17 protein-coding genes are annotated in these 17,744 nt (G+C 38.7%); 7 read left to right on the top strand and 10 right to left on the bottom strand.

Features of this window, described 5'->3' with window-relative positions:
* Positions 1-3: 3 nt before the first annotated feature.
* From IEW45_RS12575 to IEW45_RS12545, 7 genes are all read right to left on the bottom strand, one after another.
* Positions 4-1,758 (bottom strand): BatD family protein, encoded by a 1,755-nt coding sequence (locus IEW45_RS12575; RefSeq protein ID WP_188621614.1) that lies wholly within the window; start codon positions 1,756-1,758, stop codon positions 4-6.
* A gap of 92 nt (positions 1,759-1,850) precedes the next feature.
* Positions 1,851-2,678, bottom strand: coding sequence for a tetratricopeptide repeat protein (locus tag IEW45_RS12570; RefSeq protein ID WP_188621613.1), 828 nt, complete (start codon positions 2,676-2,678; stop codon positions 1,851-1,853).
* On the bottom strand, positions 2,678-3,718 hold the full coding sequence (locus tag IEW45_RS12565; RefSeq protein WP_188621612.1) for a vWA domain-containing protein: 1,041 nt from the start codon (positions 3,716-3,718) through the stop codon (positions 2,678-2,680). Before IEW45_RS12565 ends, IEW45_RS12570 begins: the two co-directional genes overlap by 1 nt.
* Positions 3,719-3,720: 2 nt before the next feature.
* Positions 3,721-4,725: a vWA domain-containing protein gene (locus IEW45_RS12560; protein ID WP_188621611.1), complete on the bottom strand. Its 1,005-nt coding sequence runs from the start codon at positions 4,723-4,725 to the stop codon at positions 3,721-3,723.
* Positions 4,726-4,728: 3 nt separating this feature from the next.
* Positions 4,729-6,357, bottom strand: coding sequence for a hypothetical protein (locus tag IEW45_RS12555; RefSeq protein WP_373283197.1), 1,629 nt, complete (start codon positions 6,355-6,357; stop codon positions 4,729-4,731).
* Between the two features lie 51 nt (positions 6,358-6,408).
* Entirely contained in the window at positions 6,409-7,275 is an 867-nt protein-coding gene (locus tag IEW45_RS12550; RefSeq protein WP_188621609.1) for a DUF58 domain-containing protein, read from the bottom strand.
* A gap of 89 nt (positions 7,276-7,364) precedes the next feature.
* Positions 7,365-8,369, bottom strand: coding sequence for an AAA family ATPase (locus tag IEW45_RS12545; RefSeq protein ID WP_188621608.1), 1,005 nt, complete (start codon positions 8,367-8,369; stop codon positions 7,365-7,367).
* A 374-nt stretch (positions 8,370-8,743) separates the two neighbouring features.
* On the opposite strand from IEW45_RS12545, the gene IEW45_RS12540 reads away from it, so the two are divergent.
* From IEW45_RS12540 to IEW45_RS12525, 5 genes are all read left to right on the top strand, one after another.
* Complete coding sequence (locus IEW45_RS12540) at positions 8,744-9,613, top strand: aldo/keto reductase (RefSeq protein ID WP_188621607.1); 870 nt, start codon at positions 8,744-8,746, stop codon at positions 9,611-9,613.
* Between the two features lie 81 nt (positions 9,614-9,694).
* Positions 9,695-10,447: an SDR family NAD(P)-dependent oxidoreductase gene (locus IEW45_RS12535; protein ID WP_188621606.1), complete on the top strand. Its 753-nt coding sequence runs from the start codon at positions 9,695-9,697 to the stop codon at positions 10,445-10,447.
* A gap of 72 nt (positions 10,448-10,519) precedes the next feature.
* Entirely contained in the window at positions 10,520-10,642 is a 123-nt protein-coding gene (locus tag IEW45_RS14870; protein WP_308421054.1) for a hypothetical protein, read from the top strand.
* Positions 10,643-10,924, top strand: coding sequence for a four helix bundle protein (locus IEW45_RS12530; protein ID WP_308421059.1), 282 nt, complete (start codon positions 10,643-10,645; stop codon positions 10,922-10,924).
* Between the two features lie 46 nt (positions 10,925-10,970).
* Complete coding sequence (locus IEW45_RS12525) at positions 10,971-12,110, top strand: ATP-binding protein (protein ID WP_188621605.1); 1,140 nt, start codon at positions 10,971-10,973, stop codon at positions 12,108-12,110.
* A 48-nt stretch (positions 12,111-12,158) separates the two neighbouring features.
* Here the strand turns inward: IEW45_RS12525 and IEW45_RS12520 are convergent, their stop codons facing one another.
* Complete coding sequence (locus tag IEW45_RS12520) at positions 12,159-14,324, bottom strand: T9SS-dependent choice-of-anchor J family protein (RefSeq protein ID WP_188621604.1); 2,166 nt, start codon at positions 14,322-14,324, stop codon at positions 12,159-12,161.
* Positions 14,325-14,452: 128 nt separating this feature from the next.
* Between IEW45_RS12520 and IEW45_RS12515 the strand changes: the two genes are divergently transcribed.
* Positions 14,453-15,181: a metallophosphoesterase family protein gene (locus IEW45_RS12515; protein WP_188621603.1), complete on the top strand. Its 729-nt coding sequence runs from the start codon at positions 14,453-14,455 to the stop codon at positions 15,179-15,181.
* Between the two features lie 25 nt (positions 15,182-15,206).
* A complete protein-coding gene (locus IEW45_RS12510) occupies positions 15,207-15,692 on the top strand; it encodes a hypothetical protein (protein ID WP_188621602.1) in 486 nt (161 codons plus the stop codon).
* 49 nt (positions 15,693-15,741) lie between these two features.
* Here the strand turns inward: IEW45_RS12510 and IEW45_RS12505 are convergent, their stop codons facing one another.
* A complete protein-coding gene (locus IEW45_RS12505) occupies positions 15,742-16,302 on the bottom strand; it encodes a hypothetical protein (protein WP_188621601.1) in 561 nt (186 codons plus the stop codon).
* Positions 16,303-16,329: 27 nt separating this feature from the next.
* Complete coding sequence (locus IEW45_RS12500; protein WP_188621600.1) at positions 16,330-17,727, bottom strand: RtcB family protein; 1,398 nt, start codon at positions 17,725-17,727, stop codon at positions 16,330-16,332.
* Between the last annotated feature and the right edge of the window lie 17 nt (positions 17,728-17,744).

Here is a 17,744-nt window from a genome sequence, read left to right as displayed (position 1 = left end):
TCTCTAAATTTGTTTTTCTAATGCTGTTATTACACTTACGGCATGGTTGTAATCCTGTTGCATTGCCGTACCCGATGACGGTGCATAACGGGCAAACTCGCAGTTGTTCATTATCTGTATAAACTCACTAACAGTTTCCTGTTTTGCTCCTTTTGATAACAGTAGTTCCTGAATGTTCGGCTTTGTCATTTCCGAAGTTTCAATATTCAGTTTTGCTTTCAAAAAGTTATGCAGGGCTTTTTCCAATGCTACATAAAACAGCTCTTTATTACCCAGTTGCTTTTTCGCTTCCGAAAGGTATTTTTTAGCCAGTTTACTGCTTTTCCTTATTCGGTTTCCGGCAACATCGTTATCACGTGCTTGTTTCTTTTTCTTCAGTAAAACAATTACAGGTATTAGCAAGAATGGCAGGAACAGGAACAGGTAAAAACGTCCTGAACCGAAAAAGTCCTCACTATTCATTGGTTTTAATGTAGTATCCAGGTCTATAAACCTAAACTGTTCTGTAGTTTGTACAGCCTGCTTTTGCGCTCCCTGCTGCATTTCGGTAGCATCACTTTGCGCTACTGGACCACCCTGTACATCTATCATTATTTCATCAGATGTAAAGGTTTTATATTTCTTCTCCGATAAATCAAAATACGAGAACGAAAGCGGTTTTATAGGGTATTTCCCTTTGTTTTGCGGAATGATAGTATATATATCGGAAATACTGCCTCGCATACCCGAAAGCGGTACAGATACTTTTTCTTTATGCTCAGGGTCGTACATTTCCAGTGCTGATGGCACTACAGGCTTAGGCAGTGTAAACAGCTTTAAATTTCCTTTACCCAATACCTCAACAGTAAGCTGTAACGACTCCCCGTTGTTTAGTGTGGTTTTAGATGGCGTTACTTTAAAATCAAAATCTCCCACCGCACCGCTAAAATCTGCCGGACGACCATTTTCCGGTAATGGCTTAACGTTTATATATTTTCTGCCCGATGCTTTTACAATGCTTTTTGTACGCATTAGCGGTCTGCCAAAGAAATCCCTGCGGTTAGTAGGCACTTCCACATCCATCTCCATAGAAAGCGGCTCTATTTCCAGCCTTCCTGCTTTTTGTGGATAGAGTAATACTTCCTGTATAACAACATAACGATAACTTTCGCCATTATACGTTCCGTTTTGTACGCCCTTATTACCTGAATCTATATTCTGACTCCAGAAATCATTAAATTGCGGAACATCAAGCTGTCGTGTACTCCCCACACTGGAGTTATGGCTAACATACAATTTATACACTACACTTATAGGCTCATTTACATATGGGTTAGCATTGCTTATTTCGGCAACTACATGTATGCCTTCGCCTGCGCTTTGTCCACTGCCGTCGGTTGAACCATCGGCACCTTTAACTGCTGCGGTAACCGTTACCTTAAACGGCAGGGTTTTATAGGTTTCTCCTCCTATTTCTATAGTTGCCTGCCCAATGGTAAATGTACCGCGCTTGGTAGGTGTTAGCACATAGGTATACGTTTTACTAAAGGTACGTTTTCCATTTACCCACGAGTTGCTTATCATCTGGCTGGGTCCTGCTGCCTCAAAACCTTCAAAGGAAGGCGGGTTGAAGTTATCGCCGTCTTCGGTCATTATAAACTCTACCCTAAGGCGTTCGTTTATACCCAAAGTGGTTTTACTGGGTTTTGCTGTAAACTCTACCTGAGCAAACAAACCCTGAATGGAAAGTAATACTAATAATAAAAGGTATTTCTTCATTTTTTTGTAATTACTTAATCGCTTTTACCTGCGCTTTAAAATAATTAGTATAGCAAACGGTATAACTGTTACGCATTATAACTACCGGTTTGCTACCAGTCTTTCTCCTGCCTTTTAGGTTGTACTTTTACCTTTTTGGCATTTATTTTATCCTGAACTTTTTTCTCTTCGTTATTCATGGCATCAAGCAAGTTTTCCATACGCTGCTTGCCGGGGCTTGGGGCTTCCTGTTCGTCTTCATTACCCTCTCCGCCTTTTTGCTGCTTGTCTTTATTATCGCCTTTATTTTGGTTGTTATCTTTATCTCCCTGACCGTCTTTCTTATCTTCCTTATCGTCACCCTTATCATTTTTGTCTTGCTGGTCACCTTGGTTTTTATTGTCGCCTTGGTCTTTAGGGCTTTGGCTCTTGTCGTCTTTATTCTCCTTATTCTTGTCATCCTGATTTTCAGGCTGAGGCGGTGGCGGATTGTTTTTCAGCATATCTTTTGCCAATGCAAAGTTATAACGGGTTTCTTCATCATACGGATTATTTCGCAATGCATTACGATAAGCCTCTACAGCGTTTTGATAGTCTTTCATCTTCATTAATGCATTACCCAAATTATGGTATGCCTTGTGCTTGTCGCTTTTATCCTGTGCGTTTTCAATAGCTTTCAGATACGGAAATATAGACTCTGCCGATTGCCCCTGCCTGTAAATAGCATTACCCAAATTATAAGCAGCCTTTGCCTTAGCAGGATTGTTAGACTGCGATATCCTGTAGTCGGCTTCGGCTTCGGCATATTGTTCCTCTGCAAAGGCTTCGTTACCCCTTGGCAAATATTTGTCTTTTTTTTCTGTTTCTGTATCTTTTTCCTGCGAAAAAGCTGTTGCCGTAGCCAATAACAACAGGCAAGTATATAGTACGCTCACTTTCATTATTGTTCTTCTTTTTCGTTAAACAGGTTTAATTTTCGTATCCACTCTGTACGGCGTTCCAGCATAAACAGTTCTATAAACAGTAATAAAAATGCTCCGCCTAAAAACCACTGAAATTGCGACTCGTACAGCGATACTTCTTTCGATTCAAATTCTGTTTTTTCTATGTTTTCCAAAGCATTCTTTACATACTCTGTGACCTCTCGGCTGGTGTTACCGTACACATAGCCCCCTTTTGTAATCTCAGCAATTTCTTTTAACTGTTCAGGGTACATTTTGGTAACTACTACTTCGCCTTGGTTATCGCGCTTAAAGCTTTGTGTAATACCATTTTGTTTTATTGGTATAGGTCCTCCTTTTTTAGTACCTACCCCAACGGTAATTATTTTTATTCCTTTTTCTTCGGCTGCTTTAGCTGCCTCGGCACTCCCCTCACCATGATCTTCTCCATCTGATATTAATATTACCAGCTTACTGGTTTGCGGGTCATCAAAAAAAGTAGCGGCAAGTTCTAATGCATCGCTTATAGCTGTACCCTGCGAAGATACCATATCGGTATTCATGTTTTGCAGAAACATTTTTGCCACGCTATAATCCGATGTTATAGGCAGCACGGGGTAAGCACTGCCGGCATACCCTACTATACCAATCCTGTCGTTACCCAGTTGGTTTATAGTTTGCGATACTATTTGTTTTGCTTTCTCCAATCGGTTTGGAGCAACATCTTCCGCCAACATACTTTTAGATACGTCTATAGCGAAAACAATATCAATCCCCTCACGCTTTACTGTTTCGGTTTTAGTGCCTATTTTAGGATTTACCAGTGCTATTACTATACACGATAGTGCCAGTAAAAGCACTACCAGTTTTAATACAGGCTTAAATACCGAACGTGTAGGTGCCAATTTTTTAACCAAATCGGCATTACCAAATTCGCGCTGCTTTTTACGTTGCCACCACAGGTTAATGAGGTATATAAGCACCAGTACGGGCAATATGCCCAACAGGTATAAATATTTTGATTCGTCTAACTCGTACATAATTAAATGAAACTTCTGTAAATGGTTTTACGTAATAGTACCTCCAACAATAACAAACCTAATGCTGCCAATACCCACGGACGGTATTTTTCGTCGTAGTTATAAAACTTCAATTCGTTTATCTCGGTAGTTTCAAGCTGGTTTATTTCATCGTAAATAGACTCTAACTTACTGTTACTTGTAGCTCTAAAGTACTTACCATCTGTTTTTTTTGCTATTTCTTTCATTAAGTCCTCCTCTATCTCTACAGGCATCATGCGGTATAAAATACGCCCGTTTCCTGTTTTAGCATAGGGGAACTGTGCGTTACCATTAGTACCTAAGCCTATGGTATATACTTTTATTCCATATTCCTTAGCAATATCGGCAGCCATGCGAGGGTCTATAAACCCTGCGTTATTTACACCATCAGTAAGGAGAATAATAACCTTACTTTTTGCTTTGCTTTCTTTAAGGCGGTTAATGGCTGTTGCCAAACCTACACCTATACCGGTACCGTCCTGCAACACGCTTGGGTCATATTCAATTGACTCTATAGAGCGTTTTGTTAGTTCTTTATCGCTGGTAACAGGAGTTTTGGTATAACTTTCCGCAGCATACACCACAACACCTATCCTGTCGTTCGGGCGATTGTCTACAAATCGGGTGGCTACTTCTTTAAGCGCTTCCAGTCGGTTTGGTTTTAAGTCCTTTGCCAACATACTCCCCGAAACGTCTACTGCCATAACAATATCAATACCTCGGGTAGTTTTGGTTTTACTGCTTACATCTACCGTTCGTGGTCGTGCCAAAGCTACTATTAGCGCACTTAATGCCAGCAAGCGCAATACAAAAAGTAACGGCTTTAGCTTTGCCAGTACTGATGATGAGGTTTTAAACCCATTAAGCGTACTTATGGTGAGCGTTGCTGTTTGCTGCCTGCGTTTCCATATATACCAACCTATGGCAACAGGCAGTAACAGAAACAACCAGAAAAACTTTGGATGTAAAAAGGTAACGTCTCCCATTTCTTAATTATTCAGCTTTGTAATTTCAATCGATTCTTTAATCCTATCCAGTATTTTAGGAGCATATTCATCGCCTTCACGGTACATAATAAATATTTGCTGCAAACCGTTTGCATGCTTAAACATATATGCTTCATAATACATCCTTACAGGGCTTTTGGTAACCGGATTAGGCATAGATAAATTACCATAACCTCTAACACCTTGCAAACCGCTTTCGGTAGCAAACACCTCCTTTTTAACAATTATATTGGTAGCTCCTCGTGATTCCATTGTTTTAATTCCGCCATCAAGAGCTAAATCAAGGTCAATATCAACTTTTTGATTGTAATTGGCTGTAGATACCATTACATACAAATTATCATACATAGCCCCGTATATAAAAATTTGCATCTCTTTTATCATGGCGGCAACATCATCAGGTATCATTTCAGATGCATCTCTCCTTTTCAACACTTTTGGTGTTTCTATAGTTACAGGCGGATTACCGTAAGAGCTTTTTACCCAGTCGCCCTCTAATAATTCCTGAGTAGGTATTCCTGTTATATAATTGCGCATTACGTTCCTACCCACAAAATAGAAAGTTACACCCAGTACCACCACTACCGTAGCAACTGCTATTATTATATTACGGTTTTTACGTTTTTGTTTTTCTTTCTTGCGTTGCGCTTCCAGCCATGCAAGGGTATGCTCGTTGTCCTCCTCTTTTTCTTCGGGTATGCTTTGGTCTATAACCACTATAGTTTTTTCTATACGGTTACGGTCTTCGGCAATTTCATATTCTAAAGGTCGCATTTTGGCAAACTTCACCAAATCGGCATTACGCAATACGCGTTCAAGCTCTTCAAATGTCTCCTGATTTAACCCCATATTTTTACGACGTACAGCTTGCTTCATTGCTTCTATGAGCTCTGCCGTTGTGCTTTCCATTGCCGGTATGTGTATCGCTTCTTCAATATAGGTTCGGGCAATATCAGTAAGTTCGCTATAGTAATCTTTAACTTCTCCTCTTTGCAGTAATGCTTTACCTTCTAAAGATTTTAAATGCGTAGTCGCCTTTTCTATAGGGCTTTCATAATGTACTTCTTCCTCTTTAGGTTTGTTTTTGGCTTCTCTGTTCTTTTTAATCAAGAACCATACACCAAATGCAATACCTGCAGCTACTACAACACCTATCAATATCCAAAGCCATAACAGGCTTTTACTTTCGGCTGTGGAAACATCTTTAATGTCGTACATTTTTTGCTTAAGGGTATCAACCTGCACAGGGTTAACCACTAACGCTAAAGAATCGGTGCGGAATTGTTTATCATTAATAAAAACCGATAGCCTTGGCAGTACATACCTACCGGAATCAAATTGTGTAAGTCCGTATTTTTTTATCAGGTCATATTTAGCTCCTTTTACTACAGTATCTACAGGGTAAGACTCCAGTACTTCCAGTTGCCCGAAGTTTTTCCCTTCGGGGAAATTTACTGTAGCGGCAGTATCAACATCAGTAGTTTTAAGGATGAGGTTTGCCTGTGAGCCTATTTTTATACTGGTAGAATCCATACTGGTTTCCAACTGCGGTTGTTGTGCAAAAACAGCAGCGGAAAGTATAAGCAGTAAAAAAGTAACTAGTTTTTTAATATTCATTCGTTTCATGGTTATTAACGCATATTAACCTCCTGTTTGTTTTGTTTAGCCTCTTGCTTTAAAATAGCTTAGCAGCTTGGTTACATACGACTCATTTGTGCGTGTGCTTACCGCCCCCGCACCGCAGCGGCTAAAGGTCTGGGTAAAGTAATTTACCTTATCCCTGTAATATTTTTCGTATTCCCTGCGTATGCTTTTTGAGCCTGTGTTTACCAGCATAGTTTGCCCGGTTTCGGCATCGGTCATGTTTACCATACCAATATTAGGCATTTGCTCTTCCCTGTGGTCGTACACCCTAACGCCTGTAATATCGTGGCGTTTGGCTGCTATTTTAAGGGTATGCTCGTAACCTTCGGTTATAAAATCAGAAATAAGGAATATTATTGCTTTCTTTTTTTGTACGCCCGAAAGGAATTTTAATGCCTGCGATACATCCGTTTTATTGCTTTTCGGTTTAAACTCGATAAGCTCACGAATAATACGCAACACGTGGGACTTCCCTTTTTTTGGTGGTATAAAAAGTTCTATCTGGTCAGAAAAAAGTATTAACCCTATTTTGTCATTATTTTGTGTTGCCGAAAATGCCATAGTAGCTGCCACTTCGGTAATAATGTCTTTTTTAAAGGCATTTTGTGTACCAAAACTCTCCGAACCGCTCACATCTACCATCAGCATCATGGTAAGCTCGCGTTCTTCTTCAAAAACCTTTATATAGGGTTCGTTGTAGCGTGCGGTAACATTCCAGTCTATCGCCCGTATATCATCACCAAACTGATACTGGCGTACCTCACTAAAGGTCATACCCCGCCCTTTAAACGACGTGTGGTACTCCCCCGAAAAAATGTGGTCGCTTAACCTTCGGGTTTTGATTTCTATTTTACGTACTTTTTTAAGTATCTCTTTTGTATCCATAGTTTAAGTCTTAAAGTCCTAAAATTTATAAAGTCCTAAAGTCGGTAACGGGTTTGCTTTCGACTTTACGACATTTGACTTTATGACCATTAAGGCACTTCAACCTGATTTACTATTTTGTTGATGATGTCCATGGATGTGATGTTTTCTGCCTCGGCTTCATAGGTTACTCCTATTCTGTGGCGTAATACATCATACACTACCGCTCGTACATCTTCCGGAACTACATAACCTCTACGCTTTATAAATGCATAACATTTTGCAGCCGTAGCCAAGTTTATAGAACCCCTTGGTGATGAACCGAAACTAATTAACGGTTTCAGGCTTTCCAGTTTGTACTGTTCAGGATAACGGGTAGCGAAAATAAGGTCCAGTATATATTTCTCAATTTTCTCGTCCATATATACTTCACGAACGGCTTGTTGCGCTCTTAGTATTTGGTCTAGCGACACTACCTGATTCACTTTTTCAAAAGCACCTTTCAGGTTGTTACGCATTACAATGCGTTCGTCTTCAATTTTTGGGTAGTCTATAACTGCTTTCAGCATAAAACGGTCAACCTGTGCTTCCGGTAATGGGTAAGTACCTTCTTGCTCTACAGGGTTTTGGGTTGCCATTACAAGGAATGGTCTTTCCAGCTTAAAAGTTTCTTCGCCTATGGTTACCTGCTTTTCCTGCATGGCTTCCAGTAGTGCACTTTGCACCTTTGCAGGCGCACGGTTTATCTCATCTGCCAGTACAAAGTTGGCGAATATAGGTCCTTTTTTTATCGAAAATTCATTCTGCTTAATGTTGTAAATCATAGTTCCCACTACATCGGCAGGAAGCAGGTCGGGCGTAAACTGTATACGGCTAAAGCTACCGTGTACCGCCTGCGAAAGTGTATTAATAGCTAAGGTTTTTGCCAGCCCCGGCACTCCTTCTAAAAGTATGTGCCCCTGACCGAGTAAACCTATAAGCAGGCGCTCTACCATATATTTTTGCCCTACTATTACTTTGTTCATCTCCATCATAAGGAGATCTATAAAAGCACTTTCCCTTTCTATTTTTTCATTAATCGCCCTGATGTCTACAGCAGCAGTATTTTCTTCCATAATTTTCGTGTTTTGGTAGCGTGAAATTAATAATGTTAAATTAACGGTGCAAATTGAAATTTCATATAGTACTCTTGTTAACGACTTGTTAATTATTACGTAAACCTAACGCACACAAAGCCTTTATATTACTTATTTTTTGCTATTTTTAGCATCGCAACAATAATAACATATACTACATAAGTATACCCTGTTATTTTTGCAACTACAGCATATTTTTTATAGCCGAAATTTTTCGGTAAAAGCTTTATAAAGAACGTTATGGATATCGGTAAAAAAAGCCAAAATTTCATTCCGCAATTGCTATGCCATGTCAGTAAAAATAAATCTAAAATTCTTGTTAAAAACACAAATAACATAACTAACACAAACGAATGGAAATTAACTTATCGCCTATTATTTCAGGAGTAATGAACTGGGGAAACCTTGGTAAAAACCTCAACACTGCCGAAATGGCTTCGCTTATTAACTCCTGTTTGGTATATGGTATTACTACTTTTGACCATGCCGATATTTATGGCGATTACAGTACCGAAGAGGCTTTCGGGAAAGCTTTTAAAGAGAGTGGCATTCACCGCGACCATATACAGCTGATATCAAAATGCGGTATTCAACACCTTAGCGAAAAGCGTACTAATAAAATAAAACACTACGATTATTCTAAGGAGTATATTATCGCATCTGCTGAGGGTTCACTAAAAAATTTGCAGACCGACCATTTGGATGTATTGTTGCTGCACCGTCCGAGTCCGTTAATGCAGCCTGATGAAATTGCCGAAGCTGCCGAAAAGCTGAAAAGTGAAGGTAAAATAAAAACCTTTGGGGTATCTAACTTTACCAACAGCCAAACAGAACTTATCCGTTCCCGTACCGAAGTGTTTTGCAACCAGATAGAATTTTCCGCTACCTGCTACGAGCCTATGCTTGACGGTACTTTGGACTATATGACTTTAAACAATGTAAAGCCTTTGGCATGGAGCCCTATAGGCTGCGTGTTTAAGCAGGACACCAAGCAAACCCAACGTCTGAAAAACATATTAATGGAAATGGTAGTGAAATATGAAGTAACTGCCGATGTTATTCTGTTAGCATGGATATTGCGCCACCCTTCAGGTATTATTCCTGTAACCGGTTCGAGCAACCCGGACAGGTTAAAAAGCCAAATGAAAGCAGTAGGAACAGAACTGGAACTGGAAGACTGGTTTGCTATATGGACAGAGAGCATGGGGAATAAGGTGCCTTAATAATTGTAAAGCCTAAAGTCATAAGGTCGAAAATCGTAAAGTCAAAAGTTAGAAAGTTTTAAATTTTAAATGAATTAAAAAATGAAAACAGCATTAATAACAGGAGCAACCAGTGGTATAGGCAGGGCTACTGCAAAATATTTTGCTAAAAACCATTTCAGACTAATATTATGCGGACGCAGAGATGACCGCTTGGTACAGTTACAAGATGAGTTTGCTCCGCTAACCCGTGTACATACCCTTAATTTTGATGTGCGCGATAAAGCTGCCGTAAAAGCATCTATAGAATCAATTCCCGAAGATTTAATGAATATAGATATACTGGTTAACAACGCCGGAAACGCACATGGTTTAGACCCTATAGAAAGCGGTAGCACTGATGACTGGGATGCCATGATAGAAATTAACGTGAAAGGATTACTTTACATATCTCGTGAGGTTATACCGGGCATGATTGAGCGCAAACACGGGCATATTATCAACATAGGTTCTATTGCCGGTAAAGAGGTGTACCCTAACGGAAATGTGTATTGTGCCAGCAAACATGCGGTGGATGCTATTAACCAGGGTATGCGTATGGACTTAAACCAATATGGTATACGTGTAGGGGCAATAAATCCGGGATTGGTAGCAACAGAATTCAGTGAAGTACGTTTTAAAGGTGATAGCGAAAGAGCTGCTAATGTTTATAAAGGTTACGAACCACTACAAGCAGATGATATTGCCGATATTATCACTTTTGTAGTAACACGCCCTTATCATGTAAACATAGCGGATTTAACAGTATTACCTACTGCACAGGCAAGTGCTACTATTTTGAATAAAGAAATGTAGTTGCGGGTTGCGGGTTTAGAGTTACGAGTTACAGGTTGTGAGTTTCGCGTTGTAAGTTAAAAATAAAAGCACATGGCAAGTTTTCAGAGATTTGAGGAAATACAGGCTTGGCAACTTGCCAGAGAAATTGCTTTAGATGTATGGCAATTGATTGAGCAAACACCTTTGGGAAACGATTTTGCTTTAAGAAACTAAATAAATCGTTCTTCGGGTTCTATAATGGATAATATTGCAGAAGGAGTTGAGCGTAACGGTAACAGAGAATTTATACAGTTTTTAAGTATTGCAAAAGCTTCTTGTGGCGAGGTTAGGTCTCAGTTGTACAGAGCTTTTGACAGAAAACATATAACTCAGGAACAATTTAAATCTTTAATTGAGAAAACAGAACTGGAGAGTAAAAAACTTGGTGCTTTAATATCCTATCTTAATAAATCTGACATAAAAGGCAGTAAATTTACAACAACCCGAAACTCGTAACCCGCAACCCATAACCCGCAACTCGAAAAATCCGAATCTGTAAATTATGATTAACAAACGCTTGCTCATAAAAAACTTACTGGCTCACAATGATGAGAGCAGTTTTTATGACAAAAAGCGTCAGTTAAACCTGCATAATAAAGAAGGTAAAGGCAAGTTTGCCAAGCACATTTGTGCGCTGTCTAACTCCAACCCCTCCAACAACTCTTATATTGTTGTAGGGGTTGAAGATAAAGACAACGAAATACGAGGTACTGATTTTTATGATGACAGCCGAATCCAGAATTTGGTAAATGCCTATTTAGAGAATCCGCCAAAAATTCAGTACGAAAACATACCCTTCCCGCAACTGCCAAAACATAAGGTAGTGGGACTGGTAACCATTAAGCCGAATAACAAAATATCATTCTTTAAAAAACCTGTTCATAATATTCCGTATGGTGCTGTTTTTATGCGTCGTGGCAGTAATTCTGTTCCGGTAGACCGCGACGAGCAAATGAACTACCAAAACACGGCTACGGTTATTGATATTGAAAACAACTCCCGAAATAGTATTGGCTATACGCTGGAAGGGGTTATCGATTTCCTGAACAATCGCCACAGAGATATGGCATCAGGGTATAAAGTATTCAAAGAATTATTTGTGGTGTGCTGGGCAGGAAATAAAAAAACGGTAAAAGGCAAAACATATTACTCTCGTGTAGATATAGAATTAATTAATGAACAGATTAAGCTATTTTATTCTGCCCTAGATGAGGTTAGTATTGAATATGATGATGATACTTTTTCGATTACTGAATATGTATCGTTAGGGTTAAACGACAGAACAAGTTACTATCCCTTAGAAAAAGTAACCATTCGTTTTCATGATAACGGATATTATAAAATGGAGTCTACACTGTTGTTTGAACCGCCGCAGTATAACCCTAAAATGATGCACCACATTTATAACGCCAATCTTGCACTTATAAAAAAACTGGAGCATAATGTACCATTATCGGCAAGGGAAGAACGCGATTTAAGCAACCTGCCACACACACTTATGTTATGTTACCTCAATGGGTTTGATGATGCCAAAAAAAGACTTGCCGAAGCCAAGCCTTTGCTAAGGGCATACCCTGACAAGAGTGCCTACATCTCTTTTAAAGAATCGATGCGTGTATTGCGCAAAATGAAATATGAATAAAAGCAAAAAGGCTGCAAATGCAGCCTTTTTTATACTACACTATTCTTGTTATTCCTTTACTATTTTATAGAATTGTTTTCCGCTATCGGTTATAACTTCTGCGAAGTATAATCCTTGCTTTAAGTCCTGTACGTTTACGGTACTTTCTTTACCTATAACACATAACCTGCCGTTAATGTCGTAAACATTTATAGCTATTATTTCCTGCTTAGTATCTATATAAAGTATGTCGCTTACAGGGTTAGGGTAAAGTTGTATAGCTTTATATTGATACATGTTAGTACTTAATAAAACAGAATAAAACTCTGATGTAGCTGTATTGGTAACAATAGCAGGATTGAAATCAAAATAAATATCTGCTGTATTATTCACAATATCACCCTCATTAATATCTTCTTTTGGTTTAATTCTATACATTACATAACCGTGACTCCCCGGTTCGTCTGTAGTGCTATCGGGCAAGTTAATATTATCAAACTGAAATTCTAAATGTCCATCTGTACGAGTTAAACTATATTCATGGCTTGCTGTAAGCATTTCAAACGTAGACCAGTCAAAGTTTCCGTCTAAATCATTTTCTACTCTTATATTTACAGCTTCTGCTGTACCTAAGTTTTGGAAATTTATAGTGTAGTGTATATAAGGCAATTCCGGAGGGTTAGCATCATACGGTATCATATCTCCCTCAGCAACAACAACACTATTTGGGTCGTAAGAGTTAACCAGTATTTGATTTAAATAGTGATAATTATTTGTCACATCATTATCCTCAGCGTCCATTGCTGCATAAGCAGTGTAAAACAACTGATCTCCCCCCTCATTTACAGGAGGCTCAAATACATCAAAAACAGCATTTACAGTACCACTAGTAAAAGGAGCAATAGTTCCTACTGTTATTAATATAGTATTACTATCAGTTGTAGTATATGGTGCATCTAATGTATTTACTTCAACTCTTTCTTCTGTAAAATCGAGAGTAACGGTTACGTTTTCAGCTTGGTTAGCAGTCTTGTTCTTTACTATTAATAAATAGTTTGCAGTAAACCCGGGGCGGGCATTGTTTACCGGTAGCAACACAACTTCTATGTCATTAACAGCATTATCAGGTTGTGGCAAACAGATATCTGCTACTTCAACTGTCTCACCAGTTTCAAGGCTTATAGTTACGTTTGTTGCGTCTACTTCAGGAAAAGCACTTGGTAATACTGGTTGCAATATTACCTCATCACCATTGCTTACGTTATAAATAGTATACGCTCCGCTAAAATTAGTATACGTTGTATATACTGCTGTATTGTTTATAGTTACTTCTATAGGTAAAAAAGGCATTATGTTTTCAGCATCACAATTAGTATCGTTATCAGCATCATAAGTAACCACCCCTGTTAAAGTATTTTGCTCACCGCCTACACAAGCCCACTCGCTAGTACCCCCATCAGGACACAAACTCCTTACACATACCAAATACTGTTCATTTTCATCTACACCGTCAATAACAAAATAATTCCCTTGAACAGTATAAGCGCCTGCTCCTGTAAAAGGCTCATTTACAGACTGTACAGCAACTTCAAATTCAGTTATAGAAGGGTCACTATCCCAGCTTATATCCAAAGTTGTAGGGTCAGAAGCTTCCATAGCTAAATTTGTAGGAGTCTCACATCCGGTAGCCAAGGATACATTATCTATAAGCCACCTGTCCCCATTATCACCTACCATTATAAAGGCAAGGTGTACATCAAACCCAACGTAATTATTAGGTATCGCTACTACTTTTTCAATATAATCATCCTGAACAGGGTTAATTTCCAGTTCTGTCCATTCCTGAATTTGGACATACGCTCCTAAATCAGTAGCGTCTCCTGTTGTAAGCATAATACGATAAATACTCCCTTGATCCCCCGGTTGGGTTAATCTGGAATAGAACCTCAACAAATAATCTTGGGTCACTGTAAACTGAGGGGTAATCAACCAGTCTTCCGGTGTGCCGGTTGCTACATCTTCTTTATCTATATATGCAGCATAATTTCCTTCATAAGGGGGTAAAATAGGGTCGCCTAATTCTGTTTTTTCCCATGTTTTCTCCATTCCTATTCCGTTATCTGTTACAATCCAGCCTTCAGGAGGGAACTCGCCTTCAAAGCCTTCAACATACTCTTGGGCATGGCTACCCAGTGAGATTAAACATACTAATGCCAGTAGTAATTTCTTTTTCATAATTTACTTTTTTAGTTTGAGGATATATTTTTAACCTTTTTTTAATAAGAGTTTTTTGTACAGACTACTAACTTACATAAAAAATGCATATTTTTCATTTCTTTTAATTATCTAACCAAAAAAATAACATGAGCAGAACACTGGTAATAGGCGATATACATGGTGCACATAAAGCACTGGAGCAGGTTTTTGACCGTGCTGCTGTTACAACCAACGATAAAATTATATTTCTGGGAGATTATGTTGATGGCTGGAGTGAATCGCCGGAGGTGATTGATTTCCTTATTAAAATTAAAGACAGCTATAATTGTATATTTATACTGGGTAACCATGATGAACTTTTACTGGAATGGTTTAAAAAAGGTATTCCTAACCAAGAATGGTTAAACCACGGTGGCAAATTAACCTCTGAAGTATACAGCAGCATACCTAAAGGAAAGTTACAATTACACACACAGTTTTTAGAGAACCTGCAAAACCATTATTTAGATGAGAGTAACCGACTGTTTTTACACGCCGGATTTACAAGTCACCACGGAGTGAGCAGAGAACATTATACCCGAATGTTGTATTGGGACAGAACGCTTTGGGAAACTGCCCTTGCGCTGGATGAAAATATAGATACCGACCACCCGCACTACCCAAAACGCTTTACTGTTTATAACGAAATATACATAGGACACACCCCCGTAACACGCATTGGTGAAACCACACCTATAAATAAAGCTAATATTTGGAATGTAGACACGGGAGCTGCTTTTAAAGGTCCGCTTACGGTAATAGATGCTGACACTAAAGAATATTGGCAAAGCGACCCTGTACATCTACTGTACCCAAATGAAAGCGGAAGGAATTAAGTAGTAAACAGTAAATAAAGCATTTATGATAAACCTGAATTTAATTATCTCTTTTATTACTTGTTTAACTTTAAACACAAATACTAATGTTGAGAAATATTCCGAAGCACTTAACTTAATCATAAAGTCTACTGAATATCAATCATATAAAATTGACTATAATATTAGCGATGAAAACTATGTAGTGTCCGAAGAAATACTCCCTTTTGCTGATTTTGCTATAGTGCATAACATGGAGAAATATATTAAGCAAATTAATTATAATGAAGAATTTGTAACAAGAACAGACAAAGAATTATTAAGGCTTAATAAAAGAAGACGGGGGAATGTAAAAATTTTCTTTACAGAAGAAAGTGACAATCTCTTTTTCGCACAAGTTTTTTATACCACTAAAAAACGCTCGCTTAAATATTCGGAAGCTCCAAGTTTTGGCGCGCGATACCTTTATACCTTTAAACATGAAAAAGGCACGATAACATTACTGAAAGTAAATCAAATGCATTATAATTAAATGCTTTAAGATAAAAAACAAAACCACCCCGTTAAGAGGTGGTTTTTATTTATGAAGCTTTCTTTTTCTTGTTTTTACTTTTTTTACGTTTCGATTTTGAATCTCCTTTTTTAGATAACTTTTTAATCAGGGCTTTTTTATCCTTAACCCTTTTTATATGGTCATCCATTTCATTCATAAAACCATTATTAAAGCATTTCTTTTTAGCTTCATTAAAATACTCTATAGCAGTGTTATACATTTCATACTTTTCGTATAAAACACCTTTAAAGTACATCATGGTTGCTTCCTCTATACCTTGTACCGTAAGCCCTATATCTATTATTTTTAGTGCTTCTTCCAAACGGTTATGGCGTATTAACAGCCAAATATACTGGTAGTAAACAGGGGTATACTCCCTGTTGAGGTAAAGTGTCATTCTGTAATGGTACTCTGCCTGCTTATAGTCTTCCAACTGCTCATCATATATTTGCCCTAACAGGCAATGGGCTCCCGCATGCTCATCATCGGCAGCAATAACATATTGTAGTTTCTCTATACATTCATGTATATCGTATGGGTAATTATCCCTCGCCTGAATGTACATTACTTCATAGGTATCAATTCCCATAATATTTGTTTTTACGTTTTGCAGAGTTTATGCTCTGTCCATTCTTACTATTTTCGGGGTAAAAGTCCCCACTACATCTACAAGCTCTGTTTGTTGTGCCATAACTTTATTAATGTCTTTATATGCCATAGGTGCCTCATCTATACCTGCACCTAAAAGCGTAACACCGTTATCTGTCAACATTTTATTAAGCTCGTTTCGTGTAAACGACTGCTTAGCCTTTGAGCGTGAAAACAGCCTGCCTGCACCATGCGACGCAGAACTCAACGATAACTCACTGCCCTTGCCTTTTACAATAAATCCGGGAGCCGTCATACTGCCGGGAATAATACCCAACACATTTTCCTGCGCGGGGGTTGCTCCTTTGCGGTGTACTATTAACTCCTTGCCATCTACTATTTCCTTCCATGCAAAGTTGTGGTGGTTCTCTACTACTGTAAGCGGTTTTGCACCTAATGCCTTTGCTATCCTTTTATGAATATCGTGGTGGCATGCCGAAGCATAATCGCCCGCAAGATTCATGGCTAACCAATATTCCTGCCCATCGTGTGTGTTGAGGTCTAACCATGCTAAGTGCTTTGCCTCTTTGGGTAACGGGGTTTGCTTCATTGCCAAATAGGTATATTGTTTGGCAATATTCGCACCCAATCCGCGAGAACCACTGTGCGATAGCACGCCTATATACTTACCGGGAGGTATGTTAAATACTGCATCGTTAGCTGGGACATCTACAATACCAAATTCTACAAAGTGGTTACCCCCACCCGAACTACCTAATTGTGCATAGGCTTTGTCCTTTAGTTTTTTTACAAACGGAATGGTTTTAAATTCTTCCCGTTCTAAAACTTCGTGGTCGGCAGGGTTACTGTGTACCTCTTTCATACCAAATTTGGTGTGTTTTTGCAGTATGTTTACATACTTGTCCTTACTACCCAATAGGTACGATGGCGGTATATCATACACGCTTAAACACATTCGGCAACCAATATCTACCCCAACCCCATACGGAATTACAGCATTTTCGGTAGCCAGTACCCCACCTATGGGTAAACCGTAACCCGAATGCCCGTCCGGCATAAGCGCGCCTGCTTTTGCAATAGGCAGCTTTAGGGCTGTGTATAACTGGTTTTTGGCTTCGTCTTTAATATCGTTTTCACCAAAAATGGTATACGGCGCACGATTGGTTTTCAGCTTCTGCTTTTCTGTTTTTGTATCGCTCAATAAGGCTTCGGCTATTTTACCGAATATCCCATCGTTTAAAAATTGTTCAGGGTCTTTAAGTACTTCTTTTAAAAGTACCAGTACCCTTTCTTTAGTTTCCCGCTTGTAGTGTTTTTGCATGCTTTCCATAGCTATGCTTATTGCTTTGTTTTGCGGAAATCCTATTGCTATGAGGTCTTTGCCTCGTAATTTTAATTTTGCCATTTTGTTTGTTTTCAATT

The sequence above is a fragment of the Flavobacterium suaedae genome, from assembly GCF_014642915.1.
Classification (GTDB): Bacteria; Bacteroidota; Bacteroidia; order Flavobacteriales; family Flavobacteriaceae; genus Flavobacterium; species Flavobacterium suaedae.
This window is presented reverse-complemented; position numbering and strand designations above follow the sequence as displayed.

Bases quoted from the DNA above. Each gene is read 5' to 3' on its own strand.
- IEW45_RS12525 (WP_188621605.1), top strand. From the start codon at position 10,971: ATGATTAACAAACGCTTGCTCATAAAAAACTTACTGGCTCACAATGAT.
- IEW45_RS12560 (WP_188621611.1), bottom strand. From the start codon at position 4,725: ATGGGAGACGTTACCTTTTTACATCCAAAGTTTTTCTGGTTGTTTCTG.
- IEW45_RS12505 (WP_188621601.1), bottom strand. From the start codon at position 16,302: ATGGGAATTGATACCTATGAAGTAATGTACATTCAGGCGAGGGATAAT.
- IEW45_RS12535 (WP_188621606.1), top strand. From the start codon at position 9,695: ATGAAAACAGCATTAATAACAGGAGCAACCAGTGGTATAGGCAGGGCT.
- IEW45_RS12575 (WP_188621614.1), bottom strand. From the start codon at position 1,758: ATGAAGAAATACCTTTTATTATTAGTATTACTTTCCATTCAGGGTTTG.
- IEW45_RS12550 (WP_188621609.1), bottom strand. From the start codon at position 7,275: ATGGATACAAAAGAGATACTTAAAAAAGTACGTAAAATAGAAATCAAA.
- IEW45_RS12540 (WP_188621607.1), top strand. From the start codon at position 8,744: ATGGAAATTAACTTATCGCCTATTATTTCAGGAGTAATGAACTGGGGA.
- IEW45_RS12565 (WP_188621612.1), bottom strand. From the start codon at position 3,718: ATGTACGAGTTAGACGAATCAAAATATTTATACCTGTTGGGCATATTG.
- IEW45_RS12515 (WP_188621603.1), top strand. From the start codon at position 14,453: ATGAGCAGAACACTGGTAATAGGCGATATACATGGTGCACATAAAGCA.
- IEW45_RS12500 (WP_188621600.1), bottom strand. From the start codon at position 17,727: ATGGCAAAATTAAAATTACGAGGCAAAGACCTCATAGCAATAGGATTT.
- IEW45_RS12510 (WP_188621602.1), top strand. From the start codon at position 15,207: ATGATAAACCTGAATTTAATTATCTCTTTTATTACTTGTTTAACTTTA.
- IEW45_RS12545 (WP_188621608.1), bottom strand. From the start codon at position 8,369: ATGGAAGAAAATACTGCTGCTGTAGACATCAGGGCGATTAATGAAAAA.
- IEW45_RS14870 (WP_308421054.1), top strand. From the start codon at position 10,520: ATGGCAAGTTTTCAGAGATTTGAGGAAATACAGGCTTGGCAACTTGCC.
- IEW45_RS12570 (WP_188621613.1), bottom strand. From the start codon at position 2,678: ATGAAAGTGAGCGTACTATATACTTGCCTGTTGTTATTGGCTACGGCA.
- IEW45_RS12520 (WP_188621604.1), bottom strand. From the start codon at position 14,324: ATGAAAAAGAAATTACTACTGGCATTAGTATGTTTAATCTCACTGGGT.